21 protein-coding genes and 1 pseudogene are annotated in these 24380 nt (G+C 44.4%); 6 read left to right on the top strand and 16 right to left on the bottom strand.

The genetic code is table 11. The features are described 5' to 3' along the window. Nucleotides 1–58: 58 nt before the first annotated feature. Nucleotides 59–664 (top strand): annotated as a pseudogene (locus ED652_RS03615) (LysR substrate-binding domain-containing protein); the annotation flags it as partial. A 56-nt stretch (nucleotides 665–720) separates the two neighbouring features. Here the strand turns inward: ED652_RS03615 and ED652_RS03610 are convergent. After that, nucleotides 721–927 (bottom strand): DUF1127 domain-containing protein, encoded by a 207-nt coding sequence (locus ED652_RS03610; protein ID WP_102353367.1) that lies wholly within the window; start codon nucleotides 925–927, stop codon nucleotides 721–723. Nucleotides 928–1030: 103 nt separating this feature from the next. Between ED652_RS03610 and ED652_RS03605 the strand changes: the two genes are divergently transcribed. Both ED652_RS03605 and ED652_RS03600 read left to right on the top strand, forming a co-directional pair. After that, nucleotides 1031–1981, top strand: coding sequence for a LysR substrate-binding domain-containing protein (locus ED652_RS03605; protein ID WP_122053513.1), 951 nt, complete (start codon nucleotides 1031–1033; stop codon nucleotides 1979–1981). A 45-nt stretch (nucleotides 1982–2026) separates the two neighbouring features. Beyond that, nucleotides 2027–2239 (top strand): VF530 family DNA-binding protein, encoded by a 213-nt coding sequence (locus ED652_RS03600; RefSeq protein WP_017106559.1) that lies wholly within the window; start codon nucleotides 2027–2029, stop codon nucleotides 2237–2239. Between the two features lie 235 nt (nucleotides 2240–2474). On the opposite strand, the gene fusA is transcribed toward ED652_RS03600, so the two are convergent. After that, entirely contained in the window at nucleotides 2475–4562 is a 2088-nt protein-coding gene (gene fusA / locus ED652_RS03595) for an elongation factor G (protein WP_102543666.1), read from the bottom strand. A gap of 234 nt (nucleotides 4563–4796) precedes the next feature. Continuing rightward, entirely contained in the window at nucleotides 4797–6179 is a 1383-nt protein-coding gene (gene radA, locus ED652_RS03590; protein WP_122053512.1) for a DNA repair protein RadA, read from the bottom strand. Between the two features lie 161 nt (nucleotides 6180–6340). Between radA and ED652_RS03585 the strand changes: the two genes are divergently transcribed. Further along, nucleotides 6341–8689, top strand: a complete 2349-nt coding sequence (locus ED652_RS03585) for a PilZ domain-containing protein (protein ID WP_017108779.1) — start codon at nucleotides 6341–6343, stop codon at nucleotides 8687–8689. Between the two features lie 126 nt (nucleotides 8690–8815). On the opposite strand, the gene serB is transcribed toward ED652_RS03585, so the two are convergent. After that, the gene (gene serB, locus ED652_RS03580; RefSeq protein ID WP_017108778.1) at nucleotides 8816–9796 is read right to left on the bottom strand and encodes a phosphoserine phosphatase; all 981 of its coding nucleotides are present in this window, start codon (nucleotides 9794–9796) and stop codon (nucleotides 8816–8818) included. Nucleotides 9797–9905: 109 nt separating this feature from the next. On the opposite strand from serB, the gene ED652_RS03575 reads away from it, so the two are divergent. After that, nucleotides 9906–10517 carry a YtjB family periplasmic protein gene (locus tag ED652_RS03575; protein ID WP_017108777.1) on the top strand — a complete coding sequence of 204 codons (612 nt, stop codon included), beginning with the start codon at nucleotides 9906–9908 and terminating at the stop codon, nucleotides 10515–10517. Nucleotides 10518–10736: 219 nt separating this feature from the next. Here the strand turns inward: ED652_RS03575 and deoD are convergent, their stop codons facing one another. The 12 genes from deoD to ED652_RS03520 all read right to left on the bottom strand — a co-directional run bounded on the left by deoD (nucleotide 10737) and on the right by ED652_RS03520 (nucleotide 22027). Beyond that, on the bottom strand, nucleotides 10737–11456 hold the full coding sequence (deoD, locus tag ED652_RS03570) for a purine-nucleoside phosphorylase (protein ID WP_065103017.1): 720 nt from the start codon (nucleotides 11454–11456) through the stop codon (nucleotides 10737–10739). Between the two features lie 67 nt (nucleotides 11457–11523). Further along, nucleotides 11524–12744 (bottom strand): phosphopentomutase, encoded by a 1221-nt coding sequence (locus tag ED652_RS03565; RefSeq protein WP_122053511.1) that lies wholly within the window; start codon nucleotides 12742–12744, stop codon nucleotides 11524–11526. Between the two features lie 76 nt (nucleotides 12745–12820). After that, nucleotides 12821–14149: a thymidine phosphorylase gene (gene deoA, locus ED652_RS03560; protein ID WP_122053510.1), complete on the bottom strand. Its 1329-nt coding sequence runs from the start codon at nucleotides 14147–14149 to the stop codon at nucleotides 12821–12823. 255 nt (nucleotides 14150–14404) lie between these two features. Next, nucleotides 14405–15181 (bottom strand): deoxyribose-phosphate aldolase, encoded by a 777-nt coding sequence (gene deoC / locus ED652_RS03555; protein ID WP_017108774.1) that lies wholly within the window; start codon nucleotides 15179–15181, stop codon nucleotides 14405–14407. Nucleotides 15182–15701: 520 nt separating this feature from the next. After that, the gene (locus ED652_RS03550; protein WP_017108773.1) at nucleotides 15702–16964 is read right to left on the bottom strand and encodes a NupC/NupG family nucleoside CNT transporter; all 1263 of its coding nucleotides are present in this window, start codon (nucleotides 16962–16964) and stop codon (nucleotides 15702–15704) included. Between the two features lie 204 nt (nucleotides 16965–17168). Then, the gene (locus ED652_RS03545) at nucleotides 17169–17981 is read right to left on the bottom strand and encodes a TatD family hydrolase (protein WP_122053509.1); all 813 of its coding nucleotides are present in this window, start codon (nucleotides 17979–17981) and stop codon (nucleotides 17169–17171) included. After that, the gene (locus tag ED652_RS23650) at nucleotides 17962–18117 is read right to left on the bottom strand and encodes a DUF5363 family protein (protein WP_162929894.1); all 156 of its coding nucleotides are present in this window, start codon (nucleotides 18115–18117) and stop codon (nucleotides 17962–17964) included. The genes ED652_RS03545 and ED652_RS23650 overlap by 20 nt, the downstream gene beginning before the upstream one ends. A gap of 98 nt (nucleotides 18118–18215) precedes the next feature. Further along, a complete protein-coding gene (gene prfC / locus ED652_RS03540) occupies nucleotides 18216–19796 on the bottom strand; it encodes a peptide chain release factor 3 (protein ID WP_012604694.1) in 1581 nt (526 codons plus the stop codon). A 172-nt stretch (nucleotides 19797–19968) separates the two neighbouring features. Further along, a complete protein-coding gene (rimI, locus tag ED652_RS03535; protein WP_122053508.1) occupies nucleotides 19969–20424 on the bottom strand; it encodes a ribosomal protein S18-alanine N-acetyltransferase in 456 nt (151 codons plus the stop codon). Further along, complete coding sequence (locus ED652_RS03530; protein WP_102326606.1) at nucleotides 20417–20815, bottom strand: DNA polymerase III subunit psi; 399 nt, start codon at nucleotides 20813–20815, stop codon at nucleotides 20417–20419. Before ED652_RS03530 ends, rimI begins: the two co-directional genes overlap by 8 nt. 155 nt (nucleotides 20816–20970) lie before the next feature. Then, on the bottom strand, nucleotides 20971–21474 hold the full coding sequence (locus ED652_RS03525) for a GNAT family N-acetyltransferase (protein ID WP_017106950.1): 504 nt from the start codon (nucleotides 21472–21474) through the stop codon (nucleotides 20971–20973). Continuing rightward, nucleotides 21458–22027 (bottom strand): SCP2 domain-containing protein, encoded by a 570-nt coding sequence (locus tag ED652_RS03520; protein ID WP_102306421.1) that lies wholly within the window; start codon nucleotides 22025–22027, stop codon nucleotides 21458–21460. The genes ED652_RS03525 and ED652_RS03520 overlap by 17 nt, the downstream gene beginning before the upstream one ends. Nucleotides 22028–22242: 215 nt before the next feature. On the opposite strand from ED652_RS03520, the gene ED652_RS03515 reads away from it, so the two are divergent. Beyond that, the gene (locus ED652_RS03515; protein ID WP_017108765.1) at nucleotides 22243–24282 is read left to right on the top strand and encodes a bifunctional diguanylate cyclase/phosphodiesterase; all 2040 of its coding nucleotides are present in this window, start codon (nucleotides 22243–22245) and stop codon (nucleotides 24280–24282) included. Nucleotides 24283–24380 lie beyond the last annotated feature (98 nt).

Genomic DNA, 24380 nt, shown 5'->3' with positions numbered 1-24380 from the left:
AACTTTGAAAAACAAAATGTCGCTTAGTTAAGTGTCCAGTCTGACTGGAGCAGATCATCCTCCCTCTTTTGCATCGCGTTGGTTGTTGCCGAGGCTTTGGAAATTCTCAGTCAAACACCCTGAGATACCAATCAAGATCCTCACAGGGTGTGACACACCAAATCTAAAACATGGTGAAATTGATGTCGCGATTCGACAAGGGGAAGATCTGTGTGTTGAGCAAGGTTTAGCACTTGAAGTGCTGTTCAACGAACCTCTATATCCCTTTTGCTCACCCGAACTCGCCAATTCTTTGAAATTCACACTACCAGAACAACTACTTAAGTGTTGGTTAATCCAATTTGAAGGCGGTTGTTTTCCTTGGAAGGAGTGGTTCAGACAAGCGAATATTCCAATGCAAGACACCGCTGTTCAGTGGATGGAGGTGGGAACATTTGATATGGGATTAACGACGGTGATGGCGGGTCATGGGGTTTGCTTGGCAACGGATAGCTTAGCCGGAGACTTTATAGAACGCGGCCTGCTTGTTAAACCGTTTAATATTGGGATGACACCTGGCGTTCAAGTTAACTTATGTTTTGATCCTAGCTCACCGAGAAAAGAGCGTATTGCGGCGTTTACTGAATGGCTGCATGAAGAAGTTTCTGATATCTCAAAGATCTAGCATTGGTTGTGGCGTAACTCCTCCTAAAAAGAAAGAGTTACGTCTGATCATCTGAATCACTCCCAAAATGACTTTCTCACCTCTTCATTAGCCTGGCCTCGGGTAATACCAACATCTTCAAGCAAATGATCCGATAGTTCAGCTAGGTGTTTTCTCGTTCTACGGTTCTGAAGATACAGTCTAAATTTAGAATAGAATTTCTTAACTGACAGTGATGAAAAGAATACTTGATGACTATTTGTTCCCGCAGTTATTGTATTCATAACCTTTCTCCTATTGATTATCTGCTTTGTTATGGTCAATAATCGACCAACAACGTACTTACGACAAACGATAGATACTGGCATTCAGTTAAGGCAAACTAATGTGAGAGAGCGAACCCCACCATTCCAAGGGATCTACTATTTTTATACTGCGGCTGAAACTGGCAGTTTTAAACTCGCGGCTGAAAAGCTGTTTGTCACGGCTGCTGCCGTCAGCCAACAAATTCGCCAACTTGAAGAGTGGTTAGGTGCAGACTTGTTTATTCGTCAGCACCGAAAAATAGTACTCACTCATGAAGGTGAAGTGCTTTACCTGCAAGCCAAGAAAGGCTTTGCCCACATTCAAGATGGTGTGAGGCGAATTAACCAAGACCCAAATCCCACTCAACTGTCTATTTCGACCGTGCCATCATTTGCCCAACACTGGTTGGTACCTAGAATTGGTGACTTTCGCGATCGCCACCCTGATCTATCCATGTTGATTGAACCAACCAATAAGCTCGTGACGTTTGAAGACTCTAATGTCGATGTCTGCGTTCGATATGGTCATGGTAGTTATCCAAACATTGAATCACGTTGGTTAATGGACGAAGTGGTTTACCCTGTCTGCCACCCTATCTACCAAGAGAAGCATGGTATTTATGACATCGACGACCTACACAAAGCCGAACTAATTGAAGACCGCTGGCCTGATATGGATTGGAATCTATGGTTAGATGTTGTTGGAGCGAAGGCAGGACGTTCATCACTGCAATTTGATGGTTCGCATTTTGTTTTAGAAGGTGCGCTATCCGTTCAAGGTGTCGCACTGGTTAAGCACAGCTTGGTTTATCGGTATTTGCAGGAAAAGAAGCTGGTACGGATAGGTAACATCGCACTTAAGCCCAAATACAATTACTTCCTATGTGCGCCTGCTGGATACTTTCATCGCGAGAAAATCAAACGCTTTGAAGCTTGGATTCAAAGTCAGGTTCAGTTGTTTGGAAATAAAGGTCGAGAAGAACTTTCTATTATCGAGACAGATTACGAACTTAAATGGTCTGATAATTCATAAAGCGAAACTGATATACTGGGCTCAAATAAATGGCGAGAACATCTCATGACACAAGAAAATAACCCACTTCACGGCATCACATTGCAGAAGCTACTGACTGAATTGGTTGAGCATTACGGTTGGGAAGAGTTGAGTTACATGGTGAACATCAACTGTTTCAAAAAAGACCCAAGCATTAAATCTAGCTTAAAGTTTTTGCGTAAAACAGACTGGGCTCGTACTAAAGTAGAGCAGATTTACATTGATTTGAAACGCTAGTCCCTCTCTTTTTAGCTCTATCTAAATTTGTCCCGTATCTGCTTAATACGGGACCATATCAACATCACCGTATCAACCTCGCATCTCGCATCTCGCATCTCGCATCTCGCATCTCGCATCTCGCATCTCGCATCTCGCATCTCGCATCTCGCATCTCGCAATATGTTACAAGCAACAAAAAGCCCCGCAAGCTTTCACTTGCGGGGCTTTTTTAGTTAATTTAGAAAAGGGCTAATTACTTACCAGCTTCTTTTTCTGCTTTAACTTTAGCGATTACTTCTTCTGCCACGTTCATTGGACATGGAGAGTACTGTGCGAATTCCATAGAGAATTGGCCACGGCCTGAAGTAATTGTACGTAGGTGACCGATGTAACCAAACATTTCTGAAAGTGGTACGTCAGCTTTAATACGAACGCCAGTTACGCCAGCTTGTTGATCTTTGATCATGCCACGACGACGGTTAAGGTCACCGATAACATCACCAACGTGATCTTCTGGAGTAAATACGTCAACGTTCATGATTGGCTCAAGAAGTTGCGCGCCAGCTTTAGGCATAGATTGACGGAATGCACCTTTCGCTGCGATTTCAAATGCGATTGCAGATGAATCGACTGCGTGGAAACCACCATCGTAAAGTTCAACTTCAACGTCTAGCGTAGGGAAGCCAGCTAGTACGCCGTTTTCCATCATGCCAGCAAAGCCTTTCTCAACAGCAGGCCAGAATTCTTTAGGTACGTTACCGCCAACAACTTTTGAAGAGAACGTAAAGCCAGAACCAGGTTCGCCAGGCTTGATACGGTAATCGATCTTACCGAATTGACCAGAACCACCAGACTGTTTCTTATGCGTGTAGCTATCTTCAATTGCTTGAGTGATAGTTTCACGGTAAGCAACTTGAGGAGCACCAACTGTTAGGTCAACGCCGTAAGTACGCTTAAGGATATCTACCTTGATGTCTAGGTGAAGCTCACCCATACCTTTCAGGATAGTTTCGCCAGTTTCTTCGTCAGTTTCAACTTGGAAAGATGGGTCTTCTGCAACCATTTTACCGATCGCGATACCCATTTTCTCAGAACCGCCTTTATCTTTTGGAGATACTGCGATAGAGATTACTGGAGTTGGGAAAACCATTGGCTCAAGCGTTACTTGATCTTTAGGATCACATAGAGTGTGACCTGTTTGCACGTTCTTCATACCAACGATCGCAATGATGTCACCAGCTTGTGCGCTAGTTAGTTCGTTACGGTCATCAGCTTGCATCTCAACCATACGGCCAACACGCTCAGTTTTACCTGTGAATGAGTTAAGAATCGTGTCGCCTTTGTTCAATTTACCAGAGTAAATACGAACGAAAGTTAGAGCACCGAAACGGTCATCCATGATTTTGAATGCAAGAGCTTTAAACGTTTCTTCAGTAGAAACGATAGCGTGGTTACCAGTTTCTTCACCGTTCTCATCCATTAGAGGTTGAGGATCAACTTCAGTTGGAGAAGGTAGGTAATCTACAACAGCGTCAAGGATGATTTGAACACCCTTGTTCTTGAATGCAGAACCACAGTAAGTTGGGAAGAACGCTAGGTCACGAGTACCTTTACGGATACAACGCTTGATGTCTTCGATAGAAGGCTCTTCACCTTCCATGTAAGCTTCCATTAGGTCATCGTCTTGCTCTACAGCAGTTTCGATTAGCTCTTCACGGTATTGCTCTACGTCGTCTACCATGTCCGCAGGAACATCTAGGATTTCGTAGTTTTCAGGAAGACCAGTGTCATCCCAAACGTATGCTTTACGGCTTAGAAGGTCTACAACACCCACGAATTCATCTTCGCGGCCGATTGGTAGAACCATAACTAGAGGAGTTGCACCTAGAACGTTTTTAACTTGGTCAACAACGTTGTAGAAATCTGCACCCATACGGTCTAGTTTGTTAACGAAGATCAGACGAGATACTTCTGATTCGTTAGCGTAGCGCCAGTTAGTTTCTGATTGTGGTTCAACACCACCAGAACCACAGAATACACCGATACCGCCATCAAGTACTTTAAGAGAACGGTATACTTCAACTGTGAAGTCAACGTGTCCAGGAGTATCGATAACGTTTAGACGGTGACCGTTCCAGAAACAGCTTACAGCTGCTGATTGGATAGTAATTCCGCGCTCAGCTTCCTGTTCCATGAAGTCAGTAGTTGATTCGCCATCATGTACTTCACCAGTCTTGTGGATCTGACCAGTTAGCTTAAGGATACGCTCAGTGGTAGTTGTTTTACCCGCATCAACGTGCGCGAAAATACCAATGTTTCTGTATTTCGATAAATCTGCCATTGTCTTACTCTGTTAATAGGATATAAAATGCGCGCAGAGTATATCACAATCTGTGAGGACTGATAGCTTTGCATGCATTTGGGACTAAAAAACTTTGCCTTTTCGTAACAAAAACGAAAAGGCAATCTGTAGAAACAATCTAAATGATTGTTAGGTTTAGTGCTAACCTAAAGCGCTATTAGCGTTCAAGTTAGACTGATTTTCTGCTGTATAGAGTAGCTGAAGTGAGCTCAATTACAACTCATCAAACGCATTAATTGCCTCTGATAATTTTTTGACCCCGTGGATCTGCATTCCAGGAATGCCGCCTTTAGGCATGTTAGCAGCAGGCACTATCGCGCTCTTAAAACCATGCTTAAACGCTTCATTCAAACGCTCTTGTCCACTTGGTACTGGTCGAATCTCACCCGCAAGGCCTACTTCACCAAACACAACCACATCTTTCGGTAGTGCTCGGTCTCTAAAACTAGAAAGTAACGCCATCACTAATGCTAGATCTGCGCTGGTTTCGGTTACTTTAACACCACCAACGACATTCACAAACACATCTTGGTCAGCCATTTGTAAGCCGCCATGTTTATGCAGCACTGCTAATAACAATGACAGTCGATTTTGCTCAAGACCAACCGCGACACGACGCGGGTTTGCCAGCTGCGAATAGTCCACCAGCGCTTGGATTTCAACAAGAAGTGGACGCGTCCCTTCCCAAACCACCATCACTGAACTGCCTGAGGTTTCTTCTTCACCGCGAGAAAGGAAAATGGCTGATGGATTGCTAACTTCTTTCAGGCCTTGGCCTGTCATTGCAAACACACCCAACTCATTGACCGCACCAAAACGGTTCTTGTGACTGCGCAGCGTTCTAAAGCGGCTATCGGTTCCGCCATCTAACAGCACGGAACAGTCAATAATGTGTTCAAGTACCTTGGGGCCAGCCAGTGTACCGTCTTTAGTTACGTGTCCAACTAAGAACACAGCAACGTTATTCTGTTTCGCATAGCGCGTTAGTGCAGTTGCTGACTCACGAACTTGAGCGACACTGCCTGGCGATGATTGAACATCAGCGACATGCATTACTTGAATAGAGTCGATAACCATTATCTTAGGTTGTTCTTTTTCAGCGACCTGACAGATTTTATCAACGTTGGTTTCAGAGAGCATTTTTAAGTGCTCTTTTGGTAAGCCCAATCGAGAGGCACGCATCGCTACCTGCTGTAAGGATTCTTCCCCAGTGACATAGAGAGTCGGTAATTGCGCAGAAAGCTGACACATGGTCTGCAGTAACAGTGTTGATTTGCCTGCACCGGGATTACCACCGATCAGAATTGCAGCGCCAGGAACGACACCGCCACCAAGTACGCGGTCGAGCTCTTTGAAGCCGCTACTAAAGCGAGGGACTTCTTGCAGGTCAATCTCAGAGAGTGTTTGAACCGAAGATTCTGTTGTGCCACCCGCGTAACCACCACTGAGTCGTTCATTACGCGTAACTTGAGGTGAAGCCGCTAGCCTAACTTCTGTAATCGTGTTCCAAGCACCACATGCATTGCACTGTCCTTGCCAACGCGGAAAGTCAGCACCACAGTCATTACACACATAAGCTCGTTTTGCCTTAGCCATAAAACCTCAATAATTTACTCAGTTACACAATGATGTTGTCAATTTGTGACTTATTTGACCGTACGGGTGAAAATAAAAGTTGCAGTCATACCACTTATACTTAAAGATCGATTTAAACTAGTCGATAACATAAACGTACCGTCCATTCTAACAAGAAAAGTATGCAGCAATCTGAAATTCTATCTGTAGCAGAGCGACTCATCCCAGCCTATCACGCTGAGGATTTCGACTTCCTTCTTTCTCAAATGACAGAAGGTGAATCCCCGTCTCTGAAATTGCTCGTTAAAATGGAACTGAATCGTATCATGGCTCCGTGTACAAAGAGCATTGATTTACGCGGACGTATTGATAATGAATGCCGTCAGTTTACGCTCGATGGACGTAAGCACTGGCTTGACGACATTGCGTTAAATGCGTATCAGCGTGGTACCAAAAAATTTAAAGGCTATACCGAAGGCACGTGGGAATTAGTCATGACCCCACGAACTCAGCCGCTTCGTAATATCGTTAAAACGTCTTCTCAAGACAACAACGACATCACCAGTGCGAATAGCCCTTATGAAGCCGAGGCCATCAACCTAGGCTATGACCTAAAACGTCAAGAAAACAGACTCAAGATCAGCTCTCAGGTTGAGATCACCACATCTAAAGGTCAAAGCCTACACGGTGTGACAGTCGACATTTCGCCTTCGGGTGCCAAATTCAAAGTACCAAGTGCCTTTAGATATAACCTTGGCGAAATCATCGAAGTAAAATTCACAGAGCTTGTTGAGAAGTCTTTGGAAACAGACAGCAACGACATCGTGGAGTTTCGAGTGCTGGGCATTGACGAGTCTTACGAAAATAATGCCGTTAAGTTCCTGAGAACGATCAAGATTGGCGATTCAAGCCTCGTTGCTCGCTTGCTTGATGAATCTTTGAATAGCTCTAGTAAGAAAACCAGTCACGAGAATCAAGACCGGTTTATTCGAACTCGTACTCGAGGCATCGAACATACCTATCTCAAGCACACCTGTAACCTTCCGCTGTTCTTCAGTGGTAGCGAACTTAAACTGGCATTGCTAACCGATAATAACCATCCATTGTGGCAATACTGGCATGATGAGCGAAACCAGCAAGCACTAGGGACTCTATTTAACGAGCAACGAATGAACCTGCTTGCTAAGCCTGGCGTTAAAGGCACGAGTAACGTCATCTATTCGTTTACTCATGAGCATCAAAATAAGACTTTGTTCTATTCGATGATGCTACCCGAAGCCTCTCGTGAGCAAAGACAGTTGTTTTGGCACATAGGTGGTAAACGTACCAGCTGGAAAGCGTTTAAGTTCTCGGTATTCGAACTATCGGATACCGAAAGACAAGCACTCGCGAAACATTCAGATACGCTAGCTCAAAGCTCAGCGCAACTGACGCATTGTGGAATCTTGCAAGAGATTGGCGATCACGAAAGCGCGGCTGACTATCTATTGAGTGAAAAACCGCGCATTCCAAGCAGTGAACTGAACCGCTTCCGTCACCCGCGTTCTGTAGTAGGCAATATTCAAAGTATCTACTTTGACTCTCAAACTCGCCGTAAAGAACCGAGATACCAATTCAAATCGCCGCTGCAACTGACCTCTCAAGACGGAGCGGCTGCGAATGGAAACACCTTAGACATTTCTAAACGTGGTCTTAGCGTTACCCTTGAACACCCAATGGTTTTGAAGATTAATGACCCTGTGTTGGTGAACTTCAATGAGCTGCAACTCTATGACAAAAAGCTACCGCTCAGTACGGTTCCTTATCATGTTATTCGAGTGAGCCCCAACGGTCGTAATGTGCAATTGGTTATCGCTGAGAACGCCAAAACAATGCGTACCATCGCATTCTTAAATGGCCTAATTGATCAAAACCAAAGCAAATTGGTTAAGAAGCAAGAAATATTACCAACCCACTCGCTCCTTGAATCTCTGCATAATATTCTGTTGAGCAAGATGGTCAGTAACCCAATATTCATTGATAAACCAAGCTCAACACTACGTTGTAAGATCATTGGTGTGAACTTCCCACTGAATAAACATCTAGCACTGCTCGCTAAGCTTGGTCATAACCAAAAGTTTTCACTGGAACCGATTTTCAAAGGCCACTCTAATTCGCTATTGGCGGAGCCACTGAAAAAGATTCAAGGTGCCGAGCCTAAACATCATGATGTGTACATTGCTGCGGTTAAGTTTGGCGACAAGATCCAATCCGTACATACTAAATTGGTCAAAGATTTCGCGTCTGCAAAAGAACGCATCTTATTCATTAAGAAAGCACAGCACTTAGGTGATGTGTATGTATTGCGAGTTACAACAGCGCCTATCTTCAATCCTTTGACCAGCTTGTTCCAGTCAGACTTAGAAGAGTTATCTCGAATCAGTATGCATCAAGCGAAAAAGCTAGAGAACGAAATTACCGCTTTTATCGGCTACGGCGAGATAGAAGATATTACCGATGAAGTGTTGATTCGATTAGAGCTGACTCGTTAATCCAAACCTCTGGACTATCGATCTAAGTCATCCATACTCCAGAGACAAAAATAAAAAAGCAGGCTCATCGCCTGCTTTTTTGTGTCCGTTGTAAATGCGCTCTTGTTTCGCGCTTAACGAATATGACTAAGGCTTCGCTTGCCAGCTGATTTTTTGCTGCTTAGCTAATACGCCAGACAAGATACACAGCACTCCGCCTAAACCCGCGTAACGCACAGCGGTTTGAGCTTGTTGCTCTACTTTAGGTTTCGCATGATAGGCAATGCCTAAGCCCGCAGATCGCATCATCACCAAATCATTGGCACCATCACCTACTGCAACGGTGTTGTGCAGTTCCAGCTCATACTCTTCAGCAAGTTCTACCAAGATATCCGCTTTGGTCTGCGCCGAAACAACATCACCTAGGACTTCACCTGTCAGTTTGCCGTTAACGATTTCGAGAGTATTTGACTGAGCATGGTCAAGCTCAAGCGTATCTTTTAAGTAATCAGAGAAGTATGTGAAACCACCAGACGCAATCGCCGTTTTCCAACCCAGCTTATTCAGTGTGTTCACGAGTTCTACTAAGTCAGGCATGAAAGGCAGTGACTGACGAACTTGCTCTAAGATAGCTTCATCAGCACCTTTAAGTGCACCGACTCGCTGGCGTAAGCTCTGTTCAAAGTCGAGTTCACCTTGCATCGCTCGCTCCGTGATCTCAGAGACTAACTCTCCAACACCCGCTAGCTTTGCTATTTCATCAATACATTCAATTTGAATTGCTGTGGAATCCATATCCATCACAATCAAACCTGGCTTAGATAAGTCTGGGACCTCGCTAAGGCAAGCATAATCGAGTTTTAATGCCTGTAGGATTTCTTCGTGCGCTGGGGTTAAGTTTCCAGACATCAACGCCACTTCATAATGCCCAACTTTCCACGTGTCGAGAATGGTGTTGTAAGTGCCTGTGAAAAAGTCGATGTCATCAAAAGATTGAGGAGACAAGTACTCGCCGAATACGATCCAGTTGGCTTTGGCTTTAGCGAGTTGAGAAGCGAAACGAGTCTCGGGGAGTCGAGTTAATAATGTTGTATGCCTTTTAATCGGCAGATATTTCTGAGCGTCCATGTGTATGATTCCTAATTAACTATGCTAAACGTTAACCTATTGCAATTTGAAAACGCAAGTCTCAATATGTCTTAATCATAACATTTGTTTATTTCAGGCTTCGTGAAACATGAATGAATCATTGTTCTCAATACGTAACGCTTTACGAATGCTAGCCCTCATTTTGCTGGCTACTATGTTCGTTGTAACGATTAAAAATACGGTCGTGATCAGTAAAGGTAACGAGAAAATCCAAGCAAAGCAGCTAGAGACGCTGACTAAATTACTTATCTCGCAGGCCTCGCTTTCGGCTAGCAAAGCGATTACCCAACAAGATCAAGAACGACTGCTTGAACTGACCAATCAGCTTTCCCAAGATCGACTGGTATTCGATACCACCATCTATGATGCAGAGGGGATTCGACTGGCTTCAAGCGAAAAAGCACTCTCGGTACGCGAAGTTCTGGGCTTAGACACGCCACTTTCAACAGCAAGTATCGGCAGGCAACAATTAGTTGAACCTATCTACTCGCCAGAAAAAACGATCATCGGCTTTATTCGAGTGACTTTTGAAACAGGAAAAATGACGGCGATTTCTGATCACCATTACCGTAAGAGCGATCGTTACATGATCGGCATGGTCTTGATGGGGTTTGTCAGTGGTGTGCTGTTCGTCATGCTAATTCGTAGAAGAAAAACCAAGTCTGGTGAGAATTTACTGCTTAAGAATGCAAACTCATAAGCTCTGTCACAGAGCCTTGGAGCTTGGGCTTTTGACCTTGGGATCATGAAATAAAAACCTCGGATTAGGCAACATGATTTATTTCGATTGAAATCACATAGCCTTCAGAATCCAAGAAATAATGCTCAGTAATAAATCATTACCATTAAAAAGCCCCGACGCTCTGGCAGCGACGGGGCTTTTTGTTATCTGTTAGCTTATCAAGCTATAGCAAAACAATTATTCTTGGTCGCCAAGCAGCACTGAGTCGAGTGCAATAATCATCATGTCATTGAAGGTCGTTTGACGTTCATCTGATGTGGTTTGCTCACCGGTTTTGATATGATCAGAAACAGTACAAATCGTCAGAGCTTTTGCGCCGTATTCAGCACACACACCGTAGATACCTGCCGCTTCCATCTCTACGCCAACAATGCCGTACTTGTCCATCACTTCAAACATGTCAGGATCTGGCGTGTAGAACAGCTCAGCCGAGAACAGGTTGCCCACTTTTACGTCGACACCGCGAGCTTTGGCTGCATCTTCTGCCGCGCGCACCATTTTGTAATCTGCGATAGCCGCGAAATCATGACCTTTAAAGCGAATACGATTCACTTTTGAGTCGGTACACGCACCCATGCCGATAACCACATCACGCACTTTAATATCTTCGCTTACTGCACCACAACTGCCGACACGAATGATCTTTTTCACACCAAAGTCTTTGATTAGCTCAGTCGCGTAAATAGAACAAGATGGGATGCCCATACCGTGCCCCATTACTGACACCTTACGACCTTTGTAAGTACCGGTGTAACCAAACATATTACGAACATCACACACCTGAACCACTTCTTCTAAGAAGGTCTCAGCAATGTATTTAGCACGTAGCGGATCGCCTGGCATTAGAACTACGTCAGCGAAATCACCCATTTCAGCATTAATATGTGGAGTAGCCATTGAAAATATCCTTAATCTCAAAACAAAAAAGAAGAGAGAGGTTTCCCTCTCTCTAACTAACTAACTATTATAAAAAGCTTGTACCGTATCCCATTGGCGATGTGCCGAAGTATGACGCTAAGCTTTGACCGATATCAGCGAAGGTATCACGACGGCCTAGAGAGCCTGCAGGAACCTTGTTACCGTAAACAATCACAGGGATATGCTCACGAGTATGGTCTGAACCCGGCCATGTTGGGTCACAACCGTGGTCTGCTGTCAGGATAAGCACGTCATCTTCTTTCATCATATCGATGATTTCATTGATGCGACCATCGAAGTACTCAAGCGCCGCTGCGTAACCAGCAACATCACGGCGGTGGCCGTAAGCTGAGTCGAAATCAACGAAGTTAGTGAACACGATAGTGTTGTCGCCTGCTTCAGTGATCGCTTCTTTGGTTGCTTCAAATAGCGCTGGGATACCTGTTGCTTTCGTTTTCTGAGTGATACCACAACCTGCGTAGATATCAGAGATCTTACCGATTGAGTGAACGTTGCCGCCCTTCTCATCAACAAGCTTCTGAAGGATAGTTGCCGCTGGCGGCTCCACAGAAAGATCGCGACGGTTACCAGTACGTTCGAATTGACCTTTACCAGCACCAATAAACGGACGAGCGATAACACGACCAATGTTGTAGTCAGCTAGCTCTTCACGAGCAATCTGACAAAGGTCTAATAGGTTTGGTAGGCCGAATGTCTCTTCGTGACAAGCGATCTGGAAAACAGAGTCAGCAGAAGTGTAGAAGATTGGCAAGCCAGTCTTCATGTGTTCTTCACCTAGATTGTCTAGGATTTCTGTACCCGATGAGTGGCAGTTACCTAAGAAGTCAGATAAACCAGCACGCTCAAGGATTCGGTCAGTCAGTTCTTTTGGAAAGCTGTTCTCTTTGTCGGTGAAGTAGCCCCAGTCAAACAGTACAGGAACACCTGCGATTTCCCAGTGACCTGATGGCGTGTCTTTACCAGAAGACAGCTCAGCAGCGTGACCGTAAGCGCCAATGATCTCAGCGTCTGCATCCATACCAGGAGCAAAACGACCTGTAGACTCTTTGTGAGCCATTGCTAAGCCTAGCTTAGACAGGTTTGGCAGCGTTAGTGGACCTTTACGATCCGCGTTGTCTGCAAGACCTTGATCACAATGGTCAGCAATGTGACCCATTGTATCCGAACCTACATCGCCGAATGTGTCAGCATCCGCTGTTTCACCGATACCGAATGAATCTAAAACTAAAATAAATGCTCTTTTCATTTTCTTCACCAACTTATTGCTCTTTGCACCAGAACTCTGTTTATCGGTATACACGAGGTATACCGATACCTGTTATTTACACGTCTTCAGAACGAATCTGACGGTAAACGTCTGGCGTTGCTGTATATTCTCCGCCCACAGTGATTGCATTTTGTAATGCCGTCGCAGCTTCTTGCCACTGTTGTTCATTGCGAGCATGAATCATTGCTAATGGTTTATCGTCACTTGCTACTTCGCCAAGGCGAATGAAGCTATCAAAACCGACTGCGTAATCAATGCTGTCTGTTGCTACGCGGCGACCACCGCCCATACCAACGACAGCCATACCAATTGCACGCGTATCCATCGCTGATACTACACCGCTTTCAAGTGCGTACACTGGTTTAACAATTTCTGCTTTTTCTAGATAGTTGTCGTAGTTCGTTACGAAATCTGCTGGACCACCAAGGCCCGCTACCATCTTACCGAAGCACTCTGCTGCTTTACCGTTATCCAGTACTGCCATCAGTTTTTCACGCGCTTCATCTGAATCTTTTGCTAGGTTACCCAGCACCAACATTTCCGCGCAAGACGCTAGCGTAATTTCTAACAAGCGTGGGTTGCGGTATTCGCCAGTTAGGAATTGAACCGCTTCACGTACTTCGACTGCGTTACCCGCTGAAGAAGCAAGAACTTGGTTCATGTCCGTTAGGATTGCTGTTGTTTTAGTACCCGCACCGTTTGCTACTGCCACGATAGATTTCGCTAGTTCTTCAGAAGCTTCATACGTTGGCATGAATGCGCCTGAACCTACTTTTACGTCCATCACTAAAGAATCAAGGCCAGCAGCCAATTTCTTAGATAGGATTGAAGCGGTGATTAGCGAGATGTTATCTACGGTTGCAGTGATATCACGAGTCGCGTAAACGCGCTTATCAGCAGGAGCTAGGTCGCCCGTTTGGCCAATAATCGCCACGCCAGCTTCTTTGGTTACTGCACCAAACACATCGTTGGTAGGTGTAATATTGTAACCAGGGATAGATTCTAGCTTGTCTAGCGTACCGCCAGTGTGGCCTAAACCACGACCAGAGATCATTGGAACGAAACCGCCACATGCTGCCACCATAGGGCCAAGCATCAGAGAAGTTACGTCACCAACACCACCAGTAGAGTGTTTATCAACGATTGGGCCATCAAAATTTATGTGGCTCCAGTCAATCACCATGCCTGAATCACGCATTGCACATGTTAGTGCGATACGTTCTGGCATCGTCATTTCATTAAAAAAGATAGCCATTGCGAATGCAGCAATTTGGCCTTCAGAAACCGTGTTTTTAGCGACACCTTGGATGAAGAAGTTAATTTCTTCTGTGGTCAGTACTTCGTTATCACGCTTTCTGCGAATAATTTCTTGAGGTAGATACATTAGTGCCTCCCAAACTCTGAGCGAGTATGGTTGTAGGATAAAGAGGTAATATGGAGTGACTTAACGCCACTCCATCAAACAGACTTGTTATTATCAATACTCTAAATATTTGGCGTTGCAGCTAGGCGACTATTCTCTTGAAAGAAAATCGAAGTTCATTCCTATGAGCATAGAGGCTCTATGTGATTAGGACGGCCGGCGAACCGGTGAACTTACGCAGTCAACAACGCTGCGGCGTCAAATATGACGAGTAAATTAGTATGCTGCTGGATCAGCAGTTTCGTCTGTCACTTCTAATGTATTAAGAAGGTTAGTCAGTAGGCTTGAAGCACCAAAACGGTAGTGCATGTTGTCTGCCCACTCAGCGCCTAATAGCTCATCAGCCATTGCTAGGTAAGCTTGAGCATCTTCAGCAGTACGAACGCCACCAGCTGGTTTGAAACCAACTGTTTTAGCAACGCCCATGTCACGAATAACTTCAAGCATCATGCGCGCGAACTCAGGAGTCGCGTTTACTGGCACTTTACCTGTTGAAGTTTTGATGAAATTTGCACCCGCTTCGATACAGATTTGAGAAGCTTTCTTGATCAGTGCTTCTTCTTTAAGTTCACCAGTTTCGATGATCACTTTAAGCGTGATGTCACCACAAGCTGCTTTACATTGTTTAACTAGCTCAAAGCCAACTTCTTCGTTGCCAGCAATAAGAGCACGGTATGGGAATACTACGTCAACTTCGTCTGCGCCGTACGCTACCGCTGCTTTTGTTTCTGCAACAGCAATTTCGATGTCGTCATTACCATGAGGGAAGTTAGTTACAGTCGCAATGCGTACTTCTGGAGTACCTTGCTCACGCAACGCTTTTTTAGCGGCTGGGATAAAGCGAGGGTAAATACAGATTGCAGCGGTGTTGCCAACTGCAGTCTTCGCGTCATGACAAAGCGCCACTACTTTCTCAGTAGTATCGTCGTCATTTAGCGTCGTTAGGTCCATAAGTTTAAGTGCACGTAGAGCTGCTGCTTTTAAATCGCTCATTTCTATCTCCGATCAATATATTCAAATAGTTAACTACTTCGCCTTCCATCCAGTATAGATGGATAATTTAAAATGCTCAGTAGCCACAAATGAACGGACTTGGTTCCCTGAAGACTTGATAACTTTCGCTACCAATTGCAATCCTTGTCACCGCACAGTACCAGTTTGGTCTATGGCACAACAAATCAGTCATGTTGTGTCTAACATCTATAGCGTATCGCTAAGTTTGGCTTAATCCCAGAAGAATAACCTTTAGATAAATCCAAGCGGTTACTTTCTTGCCAACAGAGACATCCTATCCCTTAAGCTTATACATTATAGGTATCCATCAATGAATTGTAGTGCTCCTTAGAACGCAAACGGTTTGTATCTCAAAAAAACATTCTAGACCCATTTTCGACTCCGAGCATATGTTCATGCTCTTGCAAAAATCATGGGGCCCAAAAACAAAAAAGCCCCGCAGCAATTTCTTGCTACGGGGCGATATTATTATGGCGTCTATATATCGATTTCTAACTAATTAGAAAGACAGGAAGAAGCCAGCAATTGTTGCTGCCATCAGGTTAGATAGAGTACCAGCAATAACCGCTTTAACACCCATACGAGCGATGTCGTGGCGACGGCTTGGTGCAATACCACCTAGACCACCTAGAAGAATCGCAATTGAAGAAAGGTTTGCGAAACCACATAGAGCGAACGAGATAATTGCTTGAGTCTTAACAGACATTACTTGGCCAGTCGCTTCAACGATTTGAGCGTTCTCACCGATGTATGGTACGAAGTTTAGGTATGCAACGAATTCGTTAACAACTGTCTTCTGACCAATGAAAGAACCAGCGATAGTTGCTTCTTCCCATGGAACACCAATGATGAATGCTAGAGGTGCGAAGATCCAACCTAGAAGAAGTTCTAGAGTTAGGTGTTCCATACCGAACCAACCACCGATGCCACCAAGGATACCGTTGATTAGAGCAATTAGACCGATGAATGCTAGTAGCATTGCACCAACGTTAAGAGCTAGTTGTAGACCAACTGATGCGCCACCTGCTGCTGCGTCGATAACGTTAGCTGGTTTGTCATCGCCACCGTCCATTTCGTCAGCGATGTTATCGTCTGGCGTATCTGTTTCAGGCTTGATGATTTTAGCGAATAGTAGACCACCAGGTGCTGCCATGAATGACGCTGCAACTAGGTACTCTAGAGGTACACCCATAGATGCGTAACCTGCTAGTACACCACCAGCTACAGAAGCCAAACCACCACACATTACTGCGAATAGTTCAGAGTTAGTCATTTTAGGAACAAAAGGACGAACAACTAGAGGCGCTTCTGTTTGACCAACGAAAATGTTTGCTGCTGCAGACATAGACTCGGCGCGAGAAGTACCTAGAGCTTTCTGAAGACCACCACCAAGAACTTTGATTACAATTTGCATTACACCAATGTAGTAAAGTACAGAGATAAGTGCAGAGAAGAAAATCAGAGTTGGTAGTACTTGGAAAGCAAAGATGAAACCGATACCGTCAACTGAGAAGTTAACTAGGCTGCCGAATAGGAAACCAGTACCGTCTTTACCGTAGTCGATCACGTTTGCTACACCAGCAGAGAAACCTGCAAGTAGATCACGACCCCAAGGGATGTAAAGTACGAATGCACCAAGTGCGAATTGGATAGCGAAAGCGCCACCCACTGTTCTTAGATTAATAGCTTTGCGGTTGTCAGATAGTAGTACTGCGATTGCAATCAGTGCAACCATTCCGACGAGGCTCATAAACAGGCTCATAGTTTATGACTTCCTTATTAGTTATTTATTGGCGTGTTACAAAATGGGGCTATAAAGCGGAGGCAATTATACTCATGCGACCACTAATAAAGTAATGCCATCCTCACACTTTCGTACAAGATTCATGTACCATTCACACGCAAATGTGAGCTAAATCACAAGCTCAATGCAATTTACGCAAACGATAAACAAAAACCTTCGATTTTATTCACATATACCGAATGCACGATGGCTATTTTGCCATATTTGCGTTGCAACCGATTGCTTTGTCTCATTTCTAAGCAGAATAAGTTCATTTAATATCGTAACTAAATATTTGGAATGATTAACATTTCCTTGGTTTCCGTACACTGGCATGTCGGGAGCATCCGTTTCCAACACCAAGCATTCAAGGGGCAATTTAGCGATGGTTGTGCGCGTTTTTTGCGCTCTTGGGTAAGTTATCGTTCCACCGACGCCAATATAGAAACCGAGCTTGATCCACGCCAAAGCCTGCTGCTCACTCCCCGAAAATCCGTGAATCACGCCACCCAAAGTGAATTTGTGCTGCTTTATTAGCTCAATAATTCTGTTGTAAGACTTACTTTCATGGATGATTAAAGGCAGCTCAAACGCCTTCGCGAGTTCCATTTGTTGGATGAAAAAACGCTCTTGCTTATCTCTATCTACATCAACAAAGAAATCGAGTCCGCACTCTCCTATCGCAACACATTGGCTAGTTTTTGATGAGAGTAATTGGCGAAGTTCCGAAAATTGTTCATCCTCCGCTTGCTCTAAAAAGTAAGGATGGAAGCCTAATGCGTAGTAAATATTGGGGTGAAATTGAGCGATTTTATCAAGCTTCCTCCAGTTACTTTGGCCAATAGAAGGAATCAGCAGCTTCTCGACATGTGCTTGTTTCGCCTCTTTAACGTAACCTTCAATACCTTTATCAAGTGCAATACCTTGCTCAAAGATGTCAAAGTCCGCATGGCAATGGGTGTCAAACAGCGGAAATTCACTTAATTCTAGTGTCATCTTCCCTCCTCTCTGTTTGTTGTCCTTGAGGATCACGGCGATAAGCCACGCAGCTGCGCTTATTTTCAGGCGTTAAGCCAAGCTCTTCGCACCACTTATCGTATTTCTTAATCCAAGCTTTTATCCAACTGAACATACTTACCTTAAGCCTCTAACCTCAAATGACACGAATAAAAAAACGCCTATTGCAGAACAATAGACGTTTTTGTTTAACTCGAATAGAGCGTAGAGCGATTAGTGCTCGCGCGTCGCTCGGAACTGAACTTCAGGGAAACGTTCAGAAGCTAGGTTTAAATTCACCATAGTCGGTGCAATGTAAGACAGGTTATCACCACCATCTAACGCTAGGTTAGCTTGGCTCTTGCGTTTGAACTCTTCTAGTTTCTTAGCGTCATCACATTCAACCCAACGTGCAGTTGCAACGTTCACACCTTCGTAAATCGCTTCAACGTTGTATTCCGCTTTCAAGCGCGCTACAACCACATCAAACTGAAGTACACCAACTGCACCAACGATCAGATCGTTATTTTGCAAAGGACGGAATACTTGAACCGCACCCTCTTCAGAAAGCTGAACCAAGCCTTTTAGAAGTTGCTTCTGCTTCAGTGGATCGCGCAGACGAATACGACGGAATAGCTCAGGCGCAAAGTTAGGAATACCTGCGAACTTCAAGCTTTCGCCTTGAGTAAAGGTATCGCCAATCTGGATTGTGCCGTGGTTATGCAGACCAATGATGTCACCCGCGTATGCTTTTTCAGCACGCGCACGGTCACCCGCCATGAAGGTTACCGCATCTGAGATACTCACGTTCTTACCAGTACGAACATGGTTCATCTTCATACCTTGGTCGTAAGTACCCGATACGATACGCATGAATGCGATACGGTCACGGTGTTTTGGATCCATGTTTGCTTGGATCTTAAAGACGAAACCAGAGAACTTCTCTTCAGTAGCTTCAACATCACGCTCATTCGCTTGACGCGTTTGAGGTGCTGGAGCCCATCGAGTTAGGCCGTCAAGCATGTGGTCAACACCGAAGTTACCCAATGCAGTACCGAAGTAAACCGGAGTCAACTCGCCAGCAAGGAACAGTTCGTGATCAAACTCAGGGCATGCGCCAATAACCAATTCAAGCTCTTCACGAACGCTGCTCGCCAGATCTTCGCCAACAGCTTCGTCTAGTTCAGGGTTATCTAGACCTTTGATGATACGAACTTCTTGAATCTCATGGCCATGGCCAGATTCATACAAGATCGTTTCATCACGGTGAATGTGGTAAACGCCTTTAAACTCTTTACCACAACCGATAGGCCAAGAGATTGGAGCACAAGCCATACCTAGCTCGCTTTCCACTTCATCTAGCACTTCCATTGGGTCACGAACATCACGGTCAAGTTTGTTCATAAACGTTACGATTGGTGTATCACGTAGACGTGTTACTTCCATCAGTTTACGAGTACGATCTTCGACACCTTTTGCAGCATCGATAACCATCAAACAAGAGTCAACCGCTGTTAGTGTACGGTACGTATCTTCCGAGAAATCTTCGTGTCCTGGAGTATCGAGTAGGTTTACTAGGCAATCGTTGTATGGGAATTGCATTACAGACGTAGTTACCGAGATACCACGTTCTTTTTCCATCTCCATCCAGTCAGATTTAGCGTGCTGGTTAGAGCCACGGCCTTTTACGGTACCCGCTTTTTGAATCGCGTTTCCGAATAAAAGAACTTTTTCAGTAATCGTGGTTTTACCCGCATCCGGGTGAGAGATAATTGCAAACGTTCTACGTTTGCTCACTTCTTGTTGGAAAGACATAGTCGCCCTTTGCTGATCTAAAGCGTAAAAAGGGCAAGTAGATAATACTTGCCCTTGAATTCTGTGTGCGGATTATACAGAAAGCGTGTCACTTTCTAAAGGGTCAGTTTGCACCCTATTTTGAGGCTAATTCTGTGGTTAGTTATTTAGTCGGCTAAAAAACGTAACATGACTAGCTAAACGACATGAAAAGATAGCTCATAATGATCGCATCTTCGTTGCCTTGCTTGGTTGGGTAATAGTTACGACGACGGTCAACTTCATTAAAGCCAGCCTTCTCGTAAAGATTAAACGCATTCACATTACTTTCGCGAACTTCCAGCCAAGCACTCTCAGCGTCAGCTTGTTCACACATATCGAGAAAGTGCTCAACCAAAGCTTTGCCGTAACCTTTACCTTGCTTCTTAGGGTCAACCGCTATCGTCAGCAAAGTCACTTCACCGACAATGTTCTGAGCATAGAAATAGCCGACAACCTTTCCGTCCACCTCTAAAACACGGTGACAGCCTCCACGGCTATTAAGATCACGAATCATGTTTTCAGACCAAGGATGAGAATGCGCGGTCTGCTCAATCTGCCAAATAGCGTCGAGGTGTTGTTCTGAAGTGGGTAATAATTGATTAGTCATAAGCACAAATTTGTTGCCATAAGTCGCGGCGATGTTGGTTATTACCGTTAATGTCAGACAGTAATGGAGATTGAAGTGTTTTTGCCTTCAGTTCATGGGCAGAGTCACAACCAGCAAACCATACCCATTCAACCGAACCTAAATCCACAGCAGACAAGTGTTGCGGTTGAAGGTGTAAAGCTTGAGATAAATCGAGCTTGATACTTTTAAGTACGCGTTCAAACATCACGGCGAGATCTTCCTGAGGTTTTTCAGGTGAAACCAATAGTAACTTGCAGTCGCTCGATAGCGGAATCAATTCAGATTCGTAGCCAGCCAAGCGCTCAGGATGACTAAGCTCCCATTGGCTAATGCCCATCTCTTGCAGGTATTGTGCGTGTGTTTGTGACATATCTAGCGGTGTAACCTTAGGTTTATTGGTATTGGTCTTGTTAGAGCGAACTGAAAAGAAGCTCATTGGGGCTGATACTAACAAAAAATAAAGGAGCATCAAGCTCCTTTATTTAGACTAAATCAGTTTGCATCACATTGCTTAGTGAATAAGGCCTATAAGTCGTTAAACTCAGGGCTATAAGCAATCTTACCTGAATGACCAGCAAGTACGCCGTCGACTAACTCGATAGCTTGGAAGGCACCTTCAGGTACATCCCAAATGCAGCTAAAGCCAAACTCACTTGCGGCTTTAAAACCAAAACGACCGTAGTAAGCAGGATCACCGAGCACAACACAGGCTGGGTATCCAAAATCAACCAAAGTAGAGAAAGCTTCTTCAACCAAAGATTTTGCGATGCCTTGGTTTCTGCACTCTGCTTTTACCGCTAAAGGAGCTAAGCCTTGCCAGTTGTGGTCTTCGCCATCAAGCGTCACAGGGCTAAACATCAGGTGACCAACCACCTCACCGTCATCTGAACAAGCCACCAGCGACAAGGTTAAATGACTATTCTCACGTAAGCTCATAACCAAATTAGCTTCTGCATCCGTTTCAAAAACAGATTTCAATAAACGATCAATGACAAGTATATCTGCCGGTGCTTCAGTTCGAATAAGCATTCATTACCTCACTTTGTGTATCTGGGGATTGTACTCCCTTCTGCACAAAATCAGCTAATTGATTTAACAAAGTTTTCATCGGAGTCGGCAATAAGTCCAAATCTACGCTATCCATCAAGTTTTTGACCTCTAAACCGAGCTCAGTATCCCCCTCAATCGACAGTCGACGCTGGAAGAAAAGCGTATCTGGGTCTTCTTTACGCCCTGCAATAAGCACAAGATCATTAAGGTTACCGCTAAAGCTTACATCTTCAGAAACCTCTTTATCAGCTACAACTAGTTGCTCATTTTGGTAGCTAATACACCAACTTAATCCCATATCCTTGATCGAAACTTTAAGCCACTTATCTTCAAGGAACTCAAAGTCACCGTCTTCTAGAGCTTCTTTGAATACACTTTTCAGCGCTTCCAATAAGGCTCTTTTTTGTACTGTTTTAGGCAATAACTGGACTGGAGATCGCAAAATTGATGCGGCATTTTGAACTAGTTGAGTGCGAATCTTGTTTATCACGTGACTTATCCGTAACTTTGTCAATAATATGGAATGCATCATAAATGATGTTAAAAACTCAGTTACTGTTATGTATCAAATTTACTCCTCTTTGATACTCGACCTTTAATATCCTGAAAATCACAGTTATAGTAACTCAGGTAATGAGAATTACAGCGAATCGCTGCGCTCACAGGTAGATACCAATAATTACACACAAGTAATAAGTATTTATCTATAGTGAATAATCAAGCTCTTGGAGAATTGGTAGTACTTTGATGCCTCCCCAGCAACTACAACATTGGTTTACTCAGTTAACTGCGAACAGTCCGTTCTTTTTTGCAGTTCTTGATGCTCAACATAATTACCTTATGGTTAATGAGCGTTACTGTGATATTGCTGGTTTAACTCAAACTGAGCTTACAGGCATGAATGATCGCCAAACCTTAGGCGAGCAATTCTACCAACATCTAAAGCCGTATTATGAGCGCGCATTCAATGGTGAAGCGATTGAAGCGGAAGTCACTCTCAACGAGACGGACCTCGATACTAGCCTTCATTTCAGCCTTGCCCCCCTCACTAATGGCAACAAAACCGATTACATCGTCTTTCACGCCTTTGACACCTCAGAAAATCAAGTCCTCGTTCGCTCTCTAGAAGAATCTGAAGCGAAATTCCACAAGCTTTCTCAACTGCTGCCAGACGGACTGCTTTTGGTTGAGAACGACTACATTTTGTCATCTAACCCTGCAGCCGCAAGATTGCTTGGTTTCAACTCACCCTCAGAGTTGCTAGGTGAAGAACTGGGCCGTCTGTTTATCGATGAACAAACCAAAACTGTCTTTAATAATAGGCTGAGTTCTATTATTTCCGAGTCGGGTTTGGTTTGTTTAACAGGGGCTCGATGTGGCTTTGAACGTAAGGTTCAACTTCATATCGACTCGACCGCGGTGCTAGGAAACAGTACACAATTAGTACTCATCCAAGATGCACAGGAAACAGCAAAACAGTTTACTCCGGCAAACAGTGAAGATGCCTATATTGATGCGCTCACCAAACTCTACAATCGAGTAGGATTTACCAAGCGTCTTGAGCAATTCATTCACAACAATACACCCGTTGTGATGCTCTACTTAGACATTGATAACTTTAAGAATATCAATGACTCCTTAGGTCACCACATCGGTGACAAAGTCATTAAAGAAGTCGCATCTCGTCTAAAACGCCTACTCCCTCGTCAAGCGGTAGTTGGCCACCTTGGCGGAGACGAGTTTGGCATCATCCTGCCAGAGCCAGAACATCAACGAACACCTGAAGCCTTATCTGAAAAGATCATCGCTCTGATCAATCAACCCTTCGATCTTCACCATTTCAGTAAACGCTTAGCTTGTTCTATTGGCAGCGTGAGCTTTCCTCAAGATGGTACAGACGCACGTATCCTGCTGCAAAACGCCGATACCGCGATGTATGAAGCCAAAGATCGTGGTCGTAATCGCCTGATTAAGTTCAACGAACAGATGAACAAAGAAGCGCGTATGCGACTGTGGCTTGAGATAGAACTGCAAAAAGCACTGCAACAAAATGGACTCGAGGTTTGGTATCAGCCTAAAGTGAATGCCCGTGATTTCACCATCAACGGCGCAGAAGCTCTGGTTCGTTGGAAGCACCCAGTTGAAGGCTACATCAGTCCTGCTGCATTCATCCCAGTTGCGGAACGTGCAGGTCTTATCGAACAGCTTGGTCGTGTGGTAATGCGTGAAGTATTTGCGACGGTTAAGCGTTGGAAGATGCAAGGTATCCTGCCTGGGCGAGTGGCGATCAACCTGTCTCCAGAACAGTTTGGTAACCCAAAGCTGATTGATTACGTTGAAAAGTTACTCCGTTCAACAGAGCTTGATCCAAGCGCGATTACTTTTGAGCTGACAGAAAGTGCTGTGATGAGTGACAGCGAACACACGCTACAAATGCTAAACGCTATCAAGAAACTCGGATTCGCCTTGTCCATCGATGACTTTGGTACAGGCTATTCATCGCTGTCTTACTTAGCTCGCTTCCCTATTGATGAGCTTAAGATTGACCGTGCATTTATCTCTGATATCGACACTCTGCCGAAACAAATTACAGTAATCGAAAACATCATCAACCTTGGTAAATCTCTCGATTTAACTGTGGTTGCAGAAGGTGTCGAAACCAGTGAGCAAGCGACGCTTCTATCAAACCTCAACTGTAGCTCCATTCAAGGTTTCCACTTCTATCGTCCTCAACCAAAACAAGACGTCGAAGAGCTGTTCGCACAAAACCGCCGTCATAAGAACTAATTAGACGATTCGAATACGTCATCCTCTGAAAGCTTAACCAACACATAAAACGGCTACTCGTCAGTACCTCAAACGGAGTAAAAGCAGATTTATCCATC

The organism is Vibrio sp. Evd11 (assembly GCF_900382755.1).
In the GTDB taxonomy this organism is placed as follows: Bacteria; Pseudomonadota; Gammaproteobacteria; order Enterobacterales; family Vibrionaceae; genus Vibrio; species Vibrio lentus.
The sequence above is the reverse complement of the archived record's forward strand: the minus strand, read 5'-3'. Positions and strand labels throughout refer to the sequence as shown.

Bases quoted from the DNA above. Each gene is read 5' to 3' on its own strand.
- deoC (WP_017108774.1), bottom strand. From the start codon at position 15,181: ATGAGCGATTTAAAAGCAGCAGCTCTACGTGCACTTAAACTTATGGAC.
- rimI (WP_122053508.1), bottom strand. From the start codon at position 20,424: ATGACTAATCAATTATTACCCACTTCAGAACAACACCTCGACGCTATT.
- ED652_RS03530 (WP_102326606.1), bottom strand. From the start codon at position 20,815: ATGTCACAAACACACGCACAATACCTGCAAGAGATGGGCATTAGCCAA.
- ED652_RS03515 (WP_017108765.1), top strand. From the start codon at position 22,243: ATGCCTCCCCAGCAACTACAACATTGGTTTACTCAGTTAACTGCGAAC.
- ED652_RS03600 (WP_017106559.1), top strand. From the start codon at position 2,027: ATGACACAAGAAAATAACCCACTTCACGGCATCACATTGCAGAAGCTA.
- fusA (WP_102543666.1), bottom strand. From the start codon at position 4,562: ATGGCAGATTTATCGAAATACAGAAACATTGGTATTTTCGCGCACGTT.
- ED652_RS03520 (WP_102306421.1), bottom strand. From the start codon at position 22,027: ATGATGCATTCCATATTATTGACAAAGTTACGGATAAGTCACGTGATA.
- ED652_RS03550 (WP_017108773.1), bottom strand. From the start codon at position 16,964: ATGAGCCTGTTTATGAGCCTCGTCGGAATGGTTGCACTGATTGCAATC.
- radA (WP_122053512.1), bottom strand. From the start codon at position 6,179: ATGGCTAAGGCAAAACGAGCTTATGTGTGTAATGACTGTGGTGCTGAC.
- ED652_RS03525 (WP_017106950.1), bottom strand. From the start codon at position 21,474: ATGCTTATTCGAACTGAAGCACCGGCAGATATACTTGTCATTGATCGT.
- ED652_RS03610 (WP_102353367.1), bottom strand. From the start codon at position 927: ATGAATACAATAACTGCGGGAACAAATAGTCATCAAGTATTCTTTTCA.
- prfC (WP_012604694.1), bottom strand. From the start codon at position 19,796: ATGTCTTTCCAACAAGAAGTGAGCAAACGTAGAACGTTTGCAATTATC.
- ED652_RS03585 (WP_017108779.1), top strand. From the start codon at position 6,341: ATGCAGCAATCTGAAATTCTATCTGTAGCAGAGCGACTCATCCCAGCC.
- ED652_RS03545 (WP_122053509.1), bottom strand. From the start codon at position 17,981: ATGACACTAGAATTAAGTGAATTTCCGCTGTTTGACACCCATTGCCAT.
- ED652_RS23650 (WP_162929894.1), bottom strand. From the start codon at position 18,117: ATGTTCAGTTGGATAAAAGCTTGGATTAAGAAATACGATAAGTGGTGC.
- deoA (WP_122053510.1), bottom strand. From the start codon at position 14,149: ATGTATCTACCTCAAGAAATTATTCGCAGAAAGCGTGATAACGAAGTA.
- ED652_RS03565 (WP_122053511.1), bottom strand. From the start codon at position 12,744: ATGAAAAGAGCATTTATTTTAGTTTTAGATTCATTCGGTATCGGTGAA.
- serB (WP_017108778.1), bottom strand. From the start codon at position 9,796: ATGGACGCTCAGAAATATCTGCCGATTAAAAGGCATACAACATTATTA.
- deoD (WP_065103017.1), bottom strand. From the start codon at position 11,456: ATGGCTACTCCACATATTAATGCTGAAATGGGTGATTTCGCTGACGTA.
- ED652_RS03575 (WP_017108777.1), top strand. From the start codon at position 9,906: ATGAATGAATCATTGTTCTCAATACGTAACGCTTTACGAATGCTAGCC.